This is a genomic window from Nonomuraea helvata (genome assembly GCF_039535785.1).
Taxonomy (GTDB): Bacteria; Actinomycetota; Actinomycetes; order Streptosporangiales; family Streptosporangiaceae; genus Nonomuraea; species Nonomuraea helvata.
Window position 1 is genome coordinate 2525483 of the sequence record NZ_BAAAXV010000009.1, and the last position, 14952, is coordinate 2540434.

The window sequence follows — 14952 nt, forward strand, 5'->3', positions numbered from 1 at the left end:
GTCGGACCATACCGTCAGCTAGACATCGACCTTGTACGAGAGGGTCAGCTCGTCGGCGGGCACCCCGCGGATGCCCCAGTTCGTCTTGGGCATCTCGATGATGGTGATCTCCACATCCTCGGGGTCGTAGCCGGACCTGGCGTAGATCTCCTTGATCAGCGCCCGCTTGGCCTCGTCGCTGCGCCCGGTGAAGCAGATCACCTCGATGATGAGGTAATTCTCACTGCGCCCGGGGCAGACGAAGTCGTCCTCGTCCAGGAGCAGGAACCGGTGGAACCGCTTCTCCGGCGGCAGACCCCACGCGCTCACCAGGCACGACTGCAGCAGGTCGGAGATCTCCCGCCGGCGCTCGGCCCACACGTCCCTGCGCCCGTACACCTTCACTTGTGCCATGTCGGCAATATAGAGGTCGTGATCCGCATACTTCTGGCCGACGACGAGGCCATGATCCGCGCCGGGGTCGGGGCGATACTCGCGTCCGACCCGTCGCTGGAGGTGGTGGCCGAGGCGGGCGACGGCAGGCAGGCCGTCGACCTGGCCATCAGCCACCGCCCCGACGTGGCGCTGCTCGACATCCGCATGCCCAGGCTCGACGGGCTGGCAGCGGCGGCTGAGCTGCGGAGGGTCGCGCCTCGGACGGCCGTGGTGATGCTGACCACATTCGGGGAGGACGACTACATCGCCAAGGCACTCGACGTGGGGGCGAGCGGGTTCCTGCTCAAGTCGGGCGACCCGCGCGAGCTGATCGCCGGGATCCACGCGGTGGCCGAGGGCGCGGCGTACCTGTCGCCGAAGGTCGCCCAGCGGGTGATCGAGCAGCTCGCCGGCGGCAGGATGGCCAAGGGGGCGCGGGCCCGCGACCGCATCGGGGTGCTCACCGACCGCGAGCGCGAGGTGCTCGCCCTGCTCGGCGCGGGCATGTCCAACGCCGAGATCGCCCGCGAGCTGCACATCGTCGAAGGCACGGTGAAGGCGTACGTGAGCGCCATCCTCACCGGTCTCGACGTGCGCAACCGCGTTCAGGCCGCGATCGTCGCCCACGAGGCCGGATTGGTAGCCTGACCCGTGATGTATCGCCTCGTGTTCACGCAGGTCTTGCGGCGTTTCGACGCCGAGGCCGTGCACCATCTCACCGTGAGCGCCCTCGCGCTCCTCACCCGGCTGCCCGTGCTCAAGCGGCTGCTGCACCGGGCGCTCGCGCCGCACGACCCGGCCCTGCGGGTGTCCGCGTTCGGCGTGCACTTCCCCGGGCCGCTCGGGCTGGCCGCCGGGTTCGACAAGGACGCCGCGTGCGCCGAGGCGCTCGCCTCGCTCGGGTTCGGCCATGTCGAGGTCGGCACGATCACCGCGCACGCCCAGCCGGGAAACCCGCGCCCGCGCCTGTTCAGGCTGGTGCGGGAGCACGCGCTGATCAACCGGATGGGCTTCAACAACGCCGGCGCCGTGGCCGCCGCCCGCAGGCTGCGTCGCACCCGCGGCGTCCCCGTCGTGATCGGGGTGAACATCGGCAAGACCAAAGTGGTGCCCGAGTCGGGGGCCGTGGCCGACTACGTGGCCAGCGCCAAGGAGCTCGCCCCGCTGGCCGACTACCTCGTGGTCAACGTCAGCTCGCCCAACACGCCGGGGCTGCGCGATCTCCAGGCGGTCTCGCTGCTGCGTCCGCTGCTCACCGCGGTCAAGCAGGTCGCGGACGCCACGCCCCGCCCCACGCCGCTGCTGGTGAAGATCGCGCCCGACCTCGCCGACGAGGACGTGGACGCGGTCGCCGACCTGGCGGTCGAGCTGGGCCTCGACGGGATCATCGCCACCAACACCACGATCAGGCACGGCGGCGAGACGGGCGGGCTGTCGGGCCGCCCGCTCAAGGGCCGCTCGCTGGAGGTGCTCAGGCGCCTGCGTGCCAAGGTCGGCGACCGCCTCACGCTGGTGTCGGTGGGCGGCGTGGAGGACGTGGACGACGTCTGGGAGCGGCTGCTGGCCGGGGCGACCCTGGTCCAGGGCTACACGGGCTGGATCTACGGCGGCCCGTTCTGGGCCTCGCGGATCCACCGCCAGCTCTCCAGGCGCGTACGCCGCCACGGCCTGAAATCCGTTACCGAGGCCATAGGCCGAACGGCCTAATCTAGGACGGGTGATCGAAGACGTACCCCTTTCGGACGGCGTCATCCTGCGCCTGGCCGCCGAGCAGGACGCCGAGGCCCTCCTGCACGCCTACAACCGCAACCGTGACCACCTGAAGCCATGGGAGCCCCGCAGGCCGGCGGACTTCTTCACCCTTCAGGGCCAGGCCCTGCGGCTCAAGGACCTGCTGGAGCAGAAGGCGCAGGGCCGCTCGATGCCCTGGGTGCTCGTGGACGGCGACCAGATCGTGGGCCGCATGACACTCAGCGGCATCGTCCGCGGCCCCTGGCTCAACGCCGACCTCGGCTACTGGGTCGACGGCGACTACACGGGCCGCGGCCTGGCCACCGGGGCCGTGCGGGAGGTGTGCCGCATCGCCGACCAGGAGCTGGGCCTGCACCGGGTCGCGGCGAGCACTCTGCTCGACAACGTGGCCTCCCAGAACGTGCTGCTCAAGGCCGGGTTCGAGCCGTATGGCACCGCGGACCGCTATCTCGCGATCGACGGCCGATGGCAGGACCACCGCCTCTTCCAGCGCATTCTCAACGACCGCCCGGCCCCCTGAGTCACAGGCTCGGCCGGGTCGACTCCGCGTCGTGGGTCATGGCGTCGATGCGGGCCATCACGTTGGAGACGTTCACCACGCCCGGCCGGTGCGGGCGACGCCGCTGCCAGGGGTGCGGCCCCGCGAGGGGCCGGTACTCGACCCCGATCGCGTCCAGCCGCCCCAGGTGCTCATCCAGCCGCCCCGTGAAGCCGTCAGAGGACGACCCCGCCCAGGCCACCTCCGCCAGCGCGCAGGCCCTCGGCCACAGGCGGTAGTCGACCGTACGGGCGTCCGGCACGCGCTCGGTCCAGAGCTGCGCCTGCACGCCCACCACCCGCGCGCGCTCCTCGTCCGTCCACGAGTCCGGCGCGGCGTCGAAGGCGGCCACGTCCGCGACGGTGATCGCCTCCCCGATGGCCATCGGCTCGTCGGCGGAGGCCGACTCCGCGTAGTCGAAGTACAGCGGGAACACCGGGGTCGCCACCACGTCGTGCCCCGCCGCGGCGGCCCGGCGGCCCACGCCCATGCCCCGCCACGGCATGACCAGCGTGTCCTCGCGCAGCCCGCCGCTGACGAACGCCTCGTCCCACACCACGGCCCGCGCGCCTCGCTCGGCCAGCGCGTCCGCGAGCCGCCGCAGGAACCACGCCTGCAGGTCGTTGACGGAGGCCAGCCCGAGCGAGTCGCGGTACGCGGAGATCTCCGCCGAACCGGCCCAGTGGTCCAGCACGACCTCGTCGCCGCCGATGTGCACGTAGGGCGTCTCGCCCAGCGCCCCGATCAGCTCGTCGAAGACCGTGGTCAGGAACTCGACGGTCGGCGGCAGCGGCGACAGGATCGCAGGGGAGATGCCCCAGCGGTCGAGCACGTCGCACGGCTCCCCGGTGGCCCCGAGCGCTGGGTACGCCGCCAGGATCGCCGACGCGTGCCCCGGCACGTCGATCTCGGGCACGATCGTGACGCACCGCGCACGGGCGTAGGCGCCGATCTCGGCCAGGTCGTCGAGGGTGTAGTAGCCGCCGTGCGGGACCTCGTCGTACGCCACCGGCTCCCGGTGGAAAGTGGTCATCGTGCGCGGGCGGTGCGAGGAGACCTCGTGCAGCAGCGGGTACGCCCTGCTCTCCACCCGCCAGCCCTGGTCGTCCACCAGATGGAGATGAAGGCGGTTGAGCTTGTGCATCGCCATCAGGTCGATCAGGCGGAGTATCTCCCGCTTGGGGAAGAAATGCCGGGCCACGTCCAGGTGCAGCCCGCGCCAGGCGAACCGCGGCGCGTCATCGATCCGCACCCCGGGCACCGGCCACGAGGCGCCGGTGGAGAAGCGGTAGGAGGCGTGGGGCAGCAACTGGTGCAGCGACTGCGCCGCGTAGAAGGCGCCGGCACGCCCGCCGGCCACGATCTCCACGCCCCGCGAGCCGACCGTCAGCCGGTACGCCTCCTCGCCCAGCCCACGATCCCGCCGTACGTCGATCTCACCTGAGTCGCCGGGGCGCAGGTCAAGCCCGGGGAGCGCGAGACGTACGGCGTCGAGCAGGTCGCCGGACACGGTCGCACCCGAGGCCAGCTCGAAGGAGCCGGAAAGATCGGTGAGCAGCTCTGGGCGAGGGATCATGCCTTGAGATACTGCTGCAATCCGTTCGCCAGCGCCACCGCGGCCTTCTGCCGGAACTTCGGATCCGTCATCTTGGCCGCGTCCCCGGCGTTGCGCATGTTGCCGCACTCGATGAAGATCTTCGGCACCGTCGACAGGTTGAGCCCGCCGAGGTCGTTGCGGTAGTCGAGCGCGTTGCGGCCGATGTAGTTGGAGTACGGGATGCCGGTGCCCTTGGCGTAGGCGTTGCGTACGTCGATCCCGAGCTTGCTCGAGGCGCCCACGACCTTGTCCACCGGGCCGTTGATCTTCCTGGGCATGATGATGTGGAAGCCGTGGTTGCCCGGGGCGGACCCGTCACCGTGGATGGAGATGGCCGCGTCGGCCTTGGCCTTGTTGCCGATCGCGGCGCGCTGGGTGATGCAGGGGCCGACGCCGTCGTTGCCGGTCCTGGTCAGCTTGACCTTCGCCCCGCGGTCCTCGAGGATCTTGACGAGCCGCTGCGAGACGTCCCACGTGAAGGCGGCCTCGGTGTAGCCGCTGTTGGTCTCGGTGCCGGTCGTGTCACAGGGCTTCCACTTGGTGAGCACGTTGACCTGGCGGTTGACGGCCTTCGGGTCGCGGTAGTTGCCGCCGTTGTGGCCGGGGTCGATCACGACGACCTTGCCCTCGAGCGGCTCGGCGTCGGGCGGGGCCTGCTTGGCGGGGGTCCGCTTGGCGGGAGCCTGCTCCACGACGGTCGCGGGAGCGGCCTGACCTGCCGCGGCGCCACCGGAGCCGGTGCCGCCACACGCGGAGGCGATCAGGCCGCAAACGGCGAGTGCTGAAGCTTGCAGAGCACGCATGACATCCAAGTTACGGCACCGCCGGAGCTGCATCCCGCTTTATGCCGACTCCGGCGAGTGGAGTGCCGCGCGTCCTCTGCGAGCGCGCGCACTCACCAGACGTGCTCGCCGACCTCCTGCCGCTCCAGCAGCGCGGCCAGCTCCCGCGCGTCCTCGGCGTCGAGCCCGAGGACGACGCGGGGCCGGCCCCATGGGTGGTCGAGGGAGTGGGCGACGTAGCTGGCGACCGACTCCGCGGCGCCCTCGTTGGCCCGGCCCCTTCCCGCCCGCCAGTGCCCCCAGGCGCGCTCGAGCTCGGACGCCGCGCGCTGGGCGCAGGACACCAGTTCCGGATCACGCATGACTGTTCCCCCGGATCAGATCGTGACCGGAGTGAATCCGGCCACAATTAGCATGACCCTGACGAGTAAACAGCCGCGCGGCCACGGTTCCGCGCGGCTTGACCCAGCTTTGATCCTCTGCGAACAAGAAACCTGCTCCAGCAGACTGCCGCTCTACCGTCTGGTGAGTGATCCTCGCCATAGCGGCAGTCGGCTTTGCAGATTTCTTGTTCGTTTCAAGCCGGCCCCGTGCTCCGTCGCACGATCAGTTCGGGGTGGATCTCCCGCAGGCGGGAGACCTTGGCGGGGTCCCCGATCCGGTCGCTCAGCAGCGCCGCCGCCGACCTGCCCATGGACCTGCGGGCCTGGTCGATGGAGGTGAGCGAGACATGATGGGAGGCCGCCAGGTGCGTGTTGTCGTAGCCGACCACCGAGAGGTCTTGCGGGACTCGCAGGCCCAGTTCGCTCGCGGCTGAGAGCACGCCGAGCGCCACCACGTCATTGGCGGCGAAGATCGCCGTAGGCCTGGGGTCGCGGGTCAGCAGCGCCAGCGCCGCCTCCTTGCCGCTCTCCTCGGTCGAGTCCGCGGCCTCGACCATGATGTACGGCGCCAGCGAGTGCCTGCGCATCGCCACGAGGTAGCCCTCGCAGCGCGACGATCGGCGGCCCTCGATGTGCGCGATGCGCTTGTGTCCCAGCTCGACGAGGTGATCGATGGCCAGGCGGGCGCCGAGCTGGTCGTCGTCGACCACGATGTCGACGCCGTCGAGCTCGATGTCACGTTCCCCTACGACGACGGTCGGGGTGTAGGCGGTGGCCTCGATCAGCGTCTCGCTGGTCGGCGCGATGCCCAGGAGGACCAGCCCGTCCACCCGGAGCTCGAGGAAGGCCTCGACGGCCTCGTCCTCGAAAGCCGGGTCCCACTGGCTGTTCCCGATGAGCATGCGCAGCCCGTCGCCGTGCAGGCTCTCCTGCAGGCCGTCGAGGAATTCGGCGTAGAACGGATTGTGCAGGTCGGCGACGAGCGCGCCCACCAGATGCGTACGGCCTTCCACCAGGCTCCGCGCGACCGCGTTCGGCCGGTAGCCGAGTTCGCGGGCGGCCTGCAGCACGGCCTGGCGCCGGTGCTCGCTCACGTGCGGGGATCCGCGCAGCACGAGAGAGACCAGCGATTTCGAGACGCCGGCTCGCTCGGCGACATTGCGGATGGTCGGTCTGGGCCGAGGCAGTGCGTCTACCTCTCTGAGCTCAGTAATGGTTGAAGTGTTGACGGGCGGTCCTGACATGTGTCTCCCCCGCGATGCGGATATGGGCACCTGTCTGACCAAACGATCGAGTTAGCCGCAGGGTACGGCCTCCGTCACTGATTGACTCAGGGATGCCGACATTGACCGGATATCCACACGTCAGCTGACGGCACGGCGTCGGCTACTGTGCAGGTGTGACACCCGGGAAGTCAGCCGAGACGGCACGACCCGCGCGGCGCAGGCTCAGCGTCGACCGGCGTCGCGAGGAGCTCATGGCGGCCGCGCTCGAGCTGTTCAGCACCCGCGACGCGGAAGACGTCTCGATCGACGACGTCGCCTCCGCGGCAGGTGCTTCGCGGGCCCTGGTCTACCACTACTTCGGTGGCAAACAGGAGCTCTATGTGGCCGCGCTGAAGAGCGCGGCGGAGCAGTTGGAGTCCCGGCTGCGCCCCCAAGGGGGCGGCAGACCGCTCGACGAGCTGGCCTCGGGGCTCAGGCGCTACTTCGATTTCGTCGAGGAGCACGCGACCGGGTTCGCCGCGTTGCTGCGTGGGGGTCCCGCCGACAGGGCGGGGGAGGTCGGTGAGATCGTCGACGGTGTCCGTCAGCGCCTCTTCCGCCTCATCCAGAAGCAGATGCGAGTGGAGGAGCCGAGCCCGGTGCTCCGCATGACCCTGCGGTCGTGGATCGCCTCCGTGGAGACGGTCGGCCTCGACTGGCTCGAGCGCCGCGACATCGAACGACCGGTGCTGGAGAAGCTGCTCGTCGAGCACATGGTCGCGCTGCTCCGCGTGGCCGCCGCGCACGACGGCGAGGTGGCAGGACTGCTCGAGCGCCTCGCTTGAGTTGAGCGGGGAGAAGAATGGCGCCGGGCGGGCGACGCCACCTCTCCCATGCGACGTTGTCGTCACAGTGGTGGACCAGGCCGTCGGCCTGGCTCACCAAACCCCCCTGAGGTTCGTGACGACCCCTCATTCACTCCGAGCGCTGCTGCGGAATGCCCGCGAGCAGAGCCCGGACCTCGGTCTCCCGGTAGCGCCGATGACCGCCGAGGGTGCGAATCGACGTCAACTTGCCTGCCTTGGCCCACCGCGTAACGGTCTTGGGGTCGACCCTGAACATGGTCGCGACCTCGGCGGGCGTGAGCAGCGGCTCGGCCTCGGGTGTACGAGCTGACATTTGTGCGGCCTCTCCTCCGTGTGGACCGGCTTAGCGATCCTGTGACTGCCTTTGCGCGTGTCACGGATGTCCCCCTATGGCACAGAGCGTGCGGCTTTTCCGCGCCATATGCGGCATCACCCGATGTGACCATACCGCCACGCAGAGCGATTGGCGAGCCCTTCTTTGACCCAACTGCCCGCCCCCATGGGGATGTCACGCTCGGTGATTCTAGCGACACGGTTCGTGGTATCGCAGTGAAAACGGCAAACTACTCAGTTCGCAGAAGAGAGCAGCCGCGAGACGTGACCTACTCATGCAGGTCAGACGGTCGTATTGGGCCTCAGTTGGCAGATTCCAGCTGTTGCATTGACTTCCACCGGAGGATCACCCTCTGATACATGGCGTAGGCAAGTTCTTCTTGACCCGTGTCCAGGCCCGTCAGGGCGGCGGAAAGCTCGGCGACCGACTGGTCCGCCTGCAGCGCGTCATCGTTCATGAGGTGGACGAGCCCGCCGTAGTCGAGCTCCACCAGCGAGTGGGGATGGAACTCCTCCAGCCACCTGGCGATGTCCTCCACGTCGAAGTTGGCCGCGGCATCCCCCAGGTGCCTGCGCAGCACGCCGAGCGCGCGCGCCGTCCGCCTCCTGGCCTGTGCCATGGAGGTGACGTAGATCAAGTTACGTCCGGTAGCCGTCGTCACGTCCTGCCCCGGAGCGGAGGAACCGAGCACCAGCCAGCGCTCGTTCCCATCGAACGGCACGAACCACGATGGCGGCACATGCCACGCCGTGGTGCGAATGTGGGTGCGCAACGCGGACGAACCGGCCTGCCGCTTGAACCGGTCGAAGTCGTCGGCGGTCTGCTCGGCGATCGCCTTGGGCACGAGGCGGTCCATCAGCCTCACGGGAGCGGTGCCACGCAGCCTTGAGAAGGCCAGCCACGAGCGCAGACGGGTTTGCCAAGGGCATACGTAGAGACGGTCCTCAACGCGCCTCAGATAGGCGTTGGGGCTCTCCTGCGCGGGAACGGGTTGAGGGGGCATGCCGAGGAGGCGCATCACCGACTCGCTGTGCTCCGCATTGAGCGCGTTCGCGCGTCGAGGGCGGTCACGTGAGTCGGCGTAGTCGGCCCACACCTTGCGCTCGGACTCGGCGAACGCGGTCAGTGGCTCATAGACGCGGAGGTAGGCGGCATAGGGCAGCACGGAGGCATCGTGTCACGAAGCGAACCTGCGTGCACCGTTGTGGCTTACTACGCTGAGGCGATCTCCGTCGCGAAGGCGCGACGGACCGGACAGGGAGTCACCACCGTGACCGACGTCTTCGGCTCGTCCCACAAGGACGTCCACGAGCAGGTCGTGTTCTGCGCCGACGAGCAGAGCGGCCTGCGCGCCATCATCGCCATCCACAACACGGCGCTGGGCCCGGCCCTGGGGGGCACGCGGTTCTACCCGTACGAGAGCGAGAGCGCGGCCCTGGCCGACGTGCTCAACCTCGCCAAGGGCATGGCCTACAAGAACGCGCTGGCCGGGCTCGACCTGGGAGGCGGCAAGGCAGTCATCATCGGCGACCCGGCCCGTGACAAGAGCGAGGCGCTGCTGCGCGCGTACGGGCGGTTCGTGCAGTCGCTCGGCGGCCGCTACATCACGGCGTGCGACGTGGGGACCTACAGCGAGGACATGGACGTCGTCGCCCGCGAGTCCCGCTTCGTGACCGGCCGCACCCGTGCGCACGGCGGAGCGGGGGATTCCTCCATCCTCACAGCCTTCGGTGTGTTCCAGGGCATGCGTGCCTCGGCCGAGCGCGTGTACGGCACGCCGTCGCTGCACGGCAGGCGCGTCGGTGTCGAAGGAGTCGGCAAGGTGGGCCACCGCCTGGTCGAGCTCCTGTACGAGGACGGCGCCGAGGTGGTGATCTGCGACGTCGACCCCGACGCGGTCGAGCGGGTGCGCCGGCGCCGTCCGGAGGTGGACGTGGTGGCCGACGCGGTGGAGCTGAGCGCGTCCGACATCGACGTGTTCGCGCCGTGCGCGCTGGGCGGCGTCCTCGACGACGCCACGGTCGCCAGCTTGCGGGCCAGGATCGTCTGCGGCGCGGCCAACAACCAGCTCGCCCATCCCGGCGTCGAGAAGCAGCTCGCCGAGCGCGGCATCCTGTACGCGCCCGACTACGTCGTCAACGCCGGAGGTGTGATCCAGGTCGCGGACGAGATCGAGGGCTTCGACATGGAGAGAGCCAGGTCGAAGGCGACCCAGATCTACGACACGACTCTGAAGATCTTCCGAATAGCGGCCGATGAGGGCGTTCCTCCCGCCGTCGCAGCGGATAGGCTAGCCGAGCGCAGAATGTCGGAAGTCGGGCGTATTCGGGGCATTTGGCTGGGCCGCTGACTCCCCACGCCCATACGACGTACCGAGCTGGGCACAAAACAGGTACGGTAATAGGCGAACGATAGGCTGACGCCCAAAGTGAGCGGCGTCAGTGTGTGGTGCGTTAGCGACGAGGGGTCGGGGACGACCCCACACGAGGGGGTCGAGCCAATGGGGCGCGGCCGAGCAAAGGCCAAGCAGGTCAAGGTTGCTCGCCAGCTGAAGTACAACAGCGGTGGCACAGATCTTGACCGACTTCGCGACGAACTCGGGGTCGGAGACTCCAGCAGTGACGACGCCGACGACCTCAACGATGAGCTGGCGGATCGCTATGCCGATTACGCCGATGACTATGGCGCCGGAGACGACGACGATGGCCGTCCTTCCGGCCGTCGGTAGCCGTTCTCCGGGTTGATGTGGTGAAAGGCCCGGCGCGGGGCCGCGCCGGATCTTCGCCCATGCTCGTCGGGCCCCACGGGCAACCGTGGGGCTTCGTCACGTGGTCGGTCGTTCTATAACGTGTTGAGCCCCCGCCCGTCCACGGGCCGGGGGCTCAAGTCGTGTTACCGGTAGCGCGCCCGTCCGTCACCGGGGACGATCTCACCCATCACCCAGGCGTCCAGCCCCCGGGCGGCCAGCACCCGGATCGCCTCGTCCGCGGAGTCGGCGGCCACCACGGCCGCCATCCCCACCCCGAGGTTGAACGTGCGGTCCATGTCCGCCTGCGCGATGTCGCCGTGCCCGGCCAGCACGCCGAAGACGGCCGGCGGCGTCCACGAGGAGCGGTCCAGCACGGCGTCCAGCTGCCCCGGCAGCGACCGTGACAGGTTGCTCTCGACGCCACCGCCCGTGATGTGCGCGTACGCGTGCACGTCAACGGCCTTGGCCAGCTCCAGGCAGTGGAGCGAGTAGATCCGGGTGGGCTCCAGCAGCTCCTCGCCCAGCGGCCGCCCCAGCTCGGGCAGCACGGCGTCGAGGGAGAGCCCGGCCTCGCGCAGCACGTGGCGCACCAGCGAGTAGCCGTTGGAGTGGATCCCCGAGGACGCCAGGCCCAGCACCGCGTCGCCCGCCTGGACCCGCGAGGGCCCCAGCATGGCGTCGGCCTCGACGACGCCCGTGCCGGCTCCTGCCAGGTCGTACTCGTCCGGCCCCATGGCACCGGGGTGCTCGGCCGTCTCGCCGCCCACCAGTGCGGCGCCCGCCAGCCGGCAGCCCTCGGCCACCCCGCCGACGATCTCGGCGACGCGCTCGGGCACCACCTTCCCGCAGGCGATGTAGTCGGTCATGAACAGCGGCTCGGCCCCGCAGACCACCAGGTCGTCGAGGACCATGCCGACCAGGTCGATGCCGATCGTGTCGTGCTTGCCGTACCGCTGGGCGATCATGACCTTGGTGCCCACGCCGTCGGTGGACGTGGCGAGCAGCGGCCGCCGGTAGCTCAGCAGCGCCGAGGCGTCGAACAGCCCGGCGAACCCGCTGGCGTCGTCGACGACCTCGGGCCGGCGCGAGGCCGCCACCTTGTCCTTCATCAGGTCGACGGCGCGCTCGCCGGCCGCGATGTCCACGCCGGCGGCCTCGTACGAACTCATGCTTTGCTCTCCAGCACGAACTTGCCCACGTTGTCCTGGTCGATGGGAATGGGGTAGGAACCGTTGAAGCAGGCCATGCAGAGCCGCTCCGCGGGGAGGGTGGTGGCCTTGGTCAGGCCCTCCAGGGAGATGTAGCCGAGCGAGTCGGCGCCGAGCGAGGCCCGGATCTCCTCCACCGTCAGCGATCCCGCGATCAGCTCCGCCCTGGTGGCGAAGTCGATGCCGTAGAAGCACGGCCAGGCCACGGGCGGCGAGGAGATGCGTACGTGCACCTCCTTGGCCCCGGCCTCGCGCAGCATGCGGACGATGGCGCGCTGGGTGTTGCCGCGCACGATCGAGTCGTCCACGACCACCAGCCGCTTGCCCTCGACCACCTCGCGCAGCGGGTTGAGCTTCAGCCGGATGCCGAGCTGGCGGATGGTCTGCGAGGGCTGGATGAACGTGCGGCCCACATAGGAGTTCTTCACCAGCCCCTGCCCGTACGGTATCCCGCTCTCCTGGGCGTAGCCCACGGCGGCCGGGGTGCCGGACTCCGGCGTCGGGATGACCAGGTCGGCCTCCACCGGGTGCTCGCGGGCCAGCACGCGGCCGACCTCGACCCGGGTGACCTGCACGCCGCGCCCGGCGATGGTGGTGTCGGGGCGGGCGAGGTAGACGTACTCGAAGAGGCAGCCCTTGGGCTCGGCCAGGGCGAACCTGCGCGACCTGACGCCGCGCTCGTCGATGGTGAGCAGCTCGCCCGGCTCGATCTCGCGGACGAACGTGGCGCCCACGATGTCGAGGGCGGCCGTCTCGGAGGCCACGACCCAGCCCCGCTCAAGCCGGCCGAGGACCATGGGGCGGATGCCCTGCGGGTCGCGGGCCGCGTAGAGCGTCTTCTCGTCCATGAACACGAGCGAGTAGGCGCCCTTGACCTGCGGGAGCAGCTCCGCCGCGGTGTCCTCGATGGAACGCGTGCGGTCCTGCGCGAGCAGCGAGGTGAGGACCTCGGTGTCGGTCGTCGCGCGGATGGAGCCCGGAGCCAGGCGCTCGGCCAGCTCAGGGGTGTTGATCAGGTTGCCGTTGTGGGCGAGCGCGAGCCCGCCGACGTCGGTGGAGCTCAGCGTGGGCTGCGCGTTCTCCCACACGCTCGATCCGGTGGTGGAGTAGCGGCAGTGGCCGACGGCCAGGTGGCCGCGGAGGGTGCTGAGCACCGACTCGTCGAAGACCTGGGCCACCAGGCCCATGTCCTTGTAGACGAGGATGCGGCTGCCCTCGCTGACCGCGATGCCCGCGGACTCCTGGCCGCGGTGCTGCAACGCGTACAGCCCGTAGTAGGTGAGTTTGGAAACTTCCTCGCCCGGAGCCCAGACGCCGAAGACGCCACAGGCGTCCTTGGGAGCGCGGTCATGGGGGTCCAGGTCATGGCCGAGCCGGCCGTCGCCCTTCAGCACATGCCTCAGTCTAGGTCGGCGGCTTCTGTGCTCGCACACCCGGGGGCGATATCGGAGGCTGCGGCATCGCCGCGGATCCCAGGTCCGCAGGGCATGGCCACCGCCTGCCGGCTTGGCGGATGGAGACGGAAGTATGGACGGCCTTTTACCGTGTCGCCGGGTTTAGCCGGTGCCCTCCGCGAAAGGGTGAAGTATCCCGCATGCAAACCCGTCGGGGAGACAGACGTGACCACATCTGGGGACCCGAACGAGCCCCGCCCGGGGCAGGACCCGCGCGAAGGCCGTCCGGAAGAGGAAGAGCCCGGCCGGCCGGCGCCCGATTGGTGGCGCGAGGGGGAGCCTCCCGAGGAGGGCGAAGAGCGCCCCGGCCAGGGGGAGGAGCCGATCGCCCCCGTGCCGCCCGTGGTGCCGCCGCCCGACGTGCCGCCGACGCACGAGCCGAGGCCGGGCGGCGAGCCGAGCCATCCCGACCTGCCCACCTCGCCCGAGACCCCGCCGCCCGTGGGCGGCGACGCGGAGGCGACCCAGGCGTACCCGATCCCGGGGGCCACCCCGCCGTACCCCGGTTGGGGCGGCGCCCCTGGGGAGGGGGAGCCGCCGGCCAGGCCGACGCCGTCGCGTTACGAGGGCGAGCAGCCGTCCTTCACGCCGCCGGGAGAAGGGGCGCCGCAGCGTGAAGGGGCGCTCTCCGACGAGACTCCGCCTGAGGGGATCACCCCGCCGGTGGGAGGACCGCCGCGAGGGGGCCCGCCTCCAGGGGCAGGCGTGCCAGGAGGCCCGCCGCCCGGCCAGGGAGTGCCCGGCGGGGCGGCGTACCCGGGTGGGTACGGCGCTCCCCAGGGCCAGGAACCGGCCGTCCCGGGCACCACGCCCTCCAGCCCGTACGGCGGCCCGCCCGGTTACGGCCCGCCGCCCGCGGGAGCCCCCTACGGCGCCCCGTACCAGCAGGCCCAGCCGGGCAGCGGCCTGGCCACCGCGTCGCTGGTGCTCGGCGTGGCCAGCCCGTTCCTGGTGTTCGTCTGCTTCACCGGCCTGATCACCGCCATCCTGTCGATCGTCTTCGGCTGCGTGGCGCTCGCCAAGCGCGCAGGCAAGGGCCGTGCCATCGCCGGCATCGTGATCAGCGCGTTCTCGCTCGTCCTCTTCGCGATCGTGGCCATCTGGTTCTGGAACGTGGTCCAGGAGTGCGCCCACCTGCCGGGCCAGCTCGCCGACAGGTGCTTCGAACAGAAGTTTCCCTGGATGAGCGGCAGCCGCTAGAGCGGCAGATGCGCCGACAGGTCGGCCCGCGCCCCGCTGGCCGAGACCAGGCCTTCGGCCATGGCCTCGGCCCAGGTCAGGCGGCCAAGGGCGAGCCGGATCCAGGTGCGGCCGTCCATCTCGACCACGTTCGGCGGTGTGCCCCGGGTGTGGCGGGGGCCTTCGACGGCCTGGACGGCGGCGTACGGCGGGACGCGCACCTCGACGGTCCGGCCGGGCGCCGCGGTCACCAGCCGATCGAGCAGATGGCGCACCGCCTGCCTGGCCGCGTCGCGCTCGGGCTGGACCCCGCGGTCGTAGGCGGCCAGCACGGCGGCCACGAGCGCGTCGGGCAGCGTGGACGCGGGGCCGTCGTAGGGTGGCTCGTCCAGGGCGACGAGCTGGCCGTCGAGCGCAGATCTCAGCTTCTCAAGGTCCGGTTTGCGTGGTGGCACCCCACCATTGTCTCCCTGGAAGCGTTCATCAAGACG

Annotated in this window: 17 protein-coding genes; 7 read left to right on the top strand and 10 right to left on the bottom strand. The window is 70.2% G+C overall.

Translation table 11 applies throughout. From position 1 onward, the window contains the following. Window positions 1–18: 18 nt before the first annotated feature. Window positions 19–393 (bottom strand): tautomerase family protein, encoded by a 375-nt coding sequence (locus ABD830_RS45195; protein ID WP_345001205.1) that lies wholly within the window; start codon window positions 391–393, stop codon window positions 19–21. 18 nt (window positions 394–411) lie between these two features. On the opposite strand from ABD830_RS45195, the gene ABD830_RS45200 reads away from it, so the two are divergent. Genes ABD830_RS45200 through ABD830_RS45210 form a run of 3 tightly spaced genes read left to right on the top strand, consistent with a single transcriptional unit; the run spans window position 412 to window position 2686 of the window. Then, window positions 412–1062: a response regulator gene (locus ABD830_RS45200; RefSeq protein ID WP_345001206.1), complete on the top strand. Its 651-nt coding sequence runs from the start codon at window positions 412–414 to the stop codon at window positions 1060–1062. A 6-nt stretch (window positions 1063–1068) separates the two neighbouring features. After that, window positions 1069–2121, top strand: coding sequence for a quinone-dependent dihydroorotate dehydrogenase (locus ABD830_RS45205; protein ID WP_345001208.1), 1053 nt, complete (start codon window positions 1069–1071; stop codon window positions 2119–2121). Between the two features lie 10 nt (window positions 2122–2131). Further along, a complete protein-coding gene (locus ABD830_RS45210; protein WP_345001210.1) occupies window positions 2132–2686 on the top strand; it encodes a GNAT family N-acetyltransferase in 555 nt (184 codons plus the stop codon). 1 nt (window position 2687) lies between these two features. On the opposite strand, the gene ABD830_RS45215 is transcribed toward ABD830_RS45210, so the two are convergent. From ABD830_RS45215 to ABD830_RS45230, 4 genes are all read right to left on the bottom strand, one after another. Beyond that, window positions 2688–4280 carry a beta-N-acetylhexosaminidase gene (locus tag ABD830_RS45215; RefSeq protein WP_345001212.1) on the bottom strand — a complete coding sequence of 531 codons (1593 nt, stop codon included), beginning with the start codon at window positions 4278–4280 and terminating at the stop codon, window positions 2688–2690. Then, window positions 4277–5104: an N-acetylmuramoyl-L-alanine amidase gene (locus ABD830_RS45220; RefSeq protein WP_345001214.1), complete on the bottom strand. Its 828-nt coding sequence runs from the start codon at window positions 5102–5104 to the stop codon at window positions 4277–4279. Before ABD830_RS45220 ends, ABD830_RS45215 begins: the two co-directional genes overlap by 4 nt. A gap of 92 nt (window positions 5105–5196) precedes the next feature. Next, a complete protein-coding gene (locus ABD830_RS45225) occupies window positions 5197–5445 on the bottom strand; it encodes a hypothetical protein (protein WP_345001216.1) in 249 nt (82 codons plus the stop codon). Window positions 5446–5660: 215 nt separating this feature from the next. After that, entirely contained in the window at window positions 5661–6710 is a 1050-nt protein-coding gene (locus ABD830_RS45230; protein WP_345001218.1) for a LacI family DNA-binding transcriptional regulator, read from the bottom strand. Window positions 6711–6865: 155 nt separating this feature from the next. Between ABD830_RS45230 and ABD830_RS45235 the strand changes: the two genes are divergently transcribed. Beyond that, on the top strand, window positions 6866–7516 hold the full coding sequence (locus tag ABD830_RS45235; RefSeq protein ID WP_345001221.1) for a TetR/AcrR family transcriptional regulator: 651 nt from the start codon (window positions 6866–6868) through the stop codon (window positions 7514–7516). A 130-nt stretch (window positions 7517–7646) separates the two neighbouring features. Here ABD830_RS45235 and bldC read toward each other — a convergent pair whose 3' ends face one another. Next, window positions 7647–7850 (bottom strand): developmental transcriptional regulator BldC, encoded by a 204-nt coding sequence (gene bldC, locus ABD830_RS45240; protein ID WP_013133571.1) that lies wholly within the window; start codon window positions 7848–7850, stop codon window positions 7647–7649. 322 nt (window positions 7851–8172) lie between these two features. Continuing rightward, window positions 8173–9036, bottom strand: a complete 864-nt coding sequence (locus ABD830_RS45245; protein WP_345001224.1) for a DUF8083 family protein — start codon at window positions 9034–9036, stop codon at window positions 8173–8175. A 105-nt stretch (window positions 9037–9141) separates the two neighbouring features. Between ABD830_RS45245 and ABD830_RS45250 the strand changes: the two genes are divergently transcribed. Together ABD830_RS45250 and ABD830_RS45255 are read left to right on the top strand one after the other, a co-directional pair. After that, window positions 9142–10221: a Glu/Leu/Phe/Val family dehydrogenase gene (locus tag ABD830_RS45250; protein WP_345001226.1), complete on the top strand. Its 1080-nt coding sequence runs from the start codon at window positions 9142–9144 to the stop codon at window positions 10219–10221. Between the two features lie 150 nt (window positions 10222–10371). Beyond that, entirely contained in the window at window positions 10372–10599 is a 228-nt protein-coding gene (locus ABD830_RS45255; RefSeq protein WP_345001228.1) for a DUF3073 domain-containing protein, read from the top strand. Between the two features lie 164 nt (window positions 10600–10763). Here ABD830_RS45255 and purM read toward each other — a convergent pair whose 3' ends face one another. Both purM and purF read right to left on the bottom strand, forming a co-directional pair. After that, window positions 10764–11789 (bottom strand): phosphoribosylformylglycinamidine cyclo-ligase, encoded by a 1026-nt coding sequence (purM, locus tag ABD830_RS45260; protein ID WP_345001230.1) that lies wholly within the window; start codon window positions 11787–11789, stop codon window positions 10764–10766. Further along, window positions 11786–13222, bottom strand: a complete 1437-nt coding sequence (purF, locus tag ABD830_RS45265; protein ID WP_345001232.1) for an amidophosphoribosyltransferase — start codon at window positions 13220–13222, stop codon at window positions 11786–11788. The genes purM and purF overlap by 4 nt, the downstream gene beginning before the upstream one ends. Window positions 13223–13447: 225 nt before the next feature. Between purF and ABD830_RS45270 the strand changes: the two genes are divergently transcribed. Further along, window positions 13448–14482 (top strand): DUF4190 domain-containing protein, encoded by a 1035-nt coding sequence (locus ABD830_RS45270; protein ID WP_345001234.1) that lies wholly within the window; start codon window positions 13448–13450, stop codon window positions 14480–14482. Here the strand turns inward: ABD830_RS45270 and ABD830_RS45275 are convergent. After that, window positions 14479–14916, bottom strand: coding sequence for a sterol carrier family protein (locus ABD830_RS45275; RefSeq protein WP_345001236.1), 438 nt, complete (start codon window positions 14914–14916; stop codon window positions 14479–14481). The genes ABD830_RS45270 and ABD830_RS45275 overlap by 4 nt on opposite strands. Window positions 14917–14952: the final 36 nt, after the last annotated feature.

Coding starts and splice junctions, on each gene's coding strand:
- ABD830_RS45195 (WP_345001205.1), bottom strand. CDS start 393: ATGGCACAAGTGAAGGTGTACGGGCGCAGGGACGTGTGGGCCGAGCGC.
- ABD830_RS45205 (WP_345001208.1), top strand. CDS start 1,069: ATGTATCGCCTCGTGTTCACGCAGGTCTTGCGGCGTTTCGACGCCGAG.
- ABD830_RS45215 (WP_345001212.1), bottom strand. CDS start 4,280: ATGATCCCTCGCCCAGAGCTGCTCACCGATCTTTCCGGCTCCTTCGAG.
- ABD830_RS45220 (WP_345001214.1), bottom strand. CDS start 5,104: ATGCGTGCTCTGCAAGCTTCAGCACTCGCCGTTTGCGGCCTGATCGCC.
- ABD830_RS45225 (WP_345001216.1), bottom strand. CDS start 5,445: ATGCGTGATCCGGAACTGGTGTCCTGCGCCCAGCGCGCGGCGTCCGAG.
- ABD830_RS45230 (WP_345001218.1), bottom strand. CDS start 6,710: ATGTCAGGACCGCCCGTCAACACTTCAACCATTACTGAGCTCAGAGAG.
- bldC (WP_013133571.1), bottom strand. CDS start 7,850: ATGTCAGCTCGTACACCCGAGGCCGAGCCGCTGCTCACGCCCGCCGAG.
- ABD830_RS45255 (WP_345001228.1), top strand. CDS start 10,372: ATGGGGCGCGGCCGAGCAAAGGCCAAGCAGGTCAAGGTTGCTCGCCAG.
- purM (WP_345001230.1), bottom strand. CDS start 11,789: ATGAGTTCGTACGAGGCCGCCGGCGTGGACATCGCGGCCGGCGAGCGC.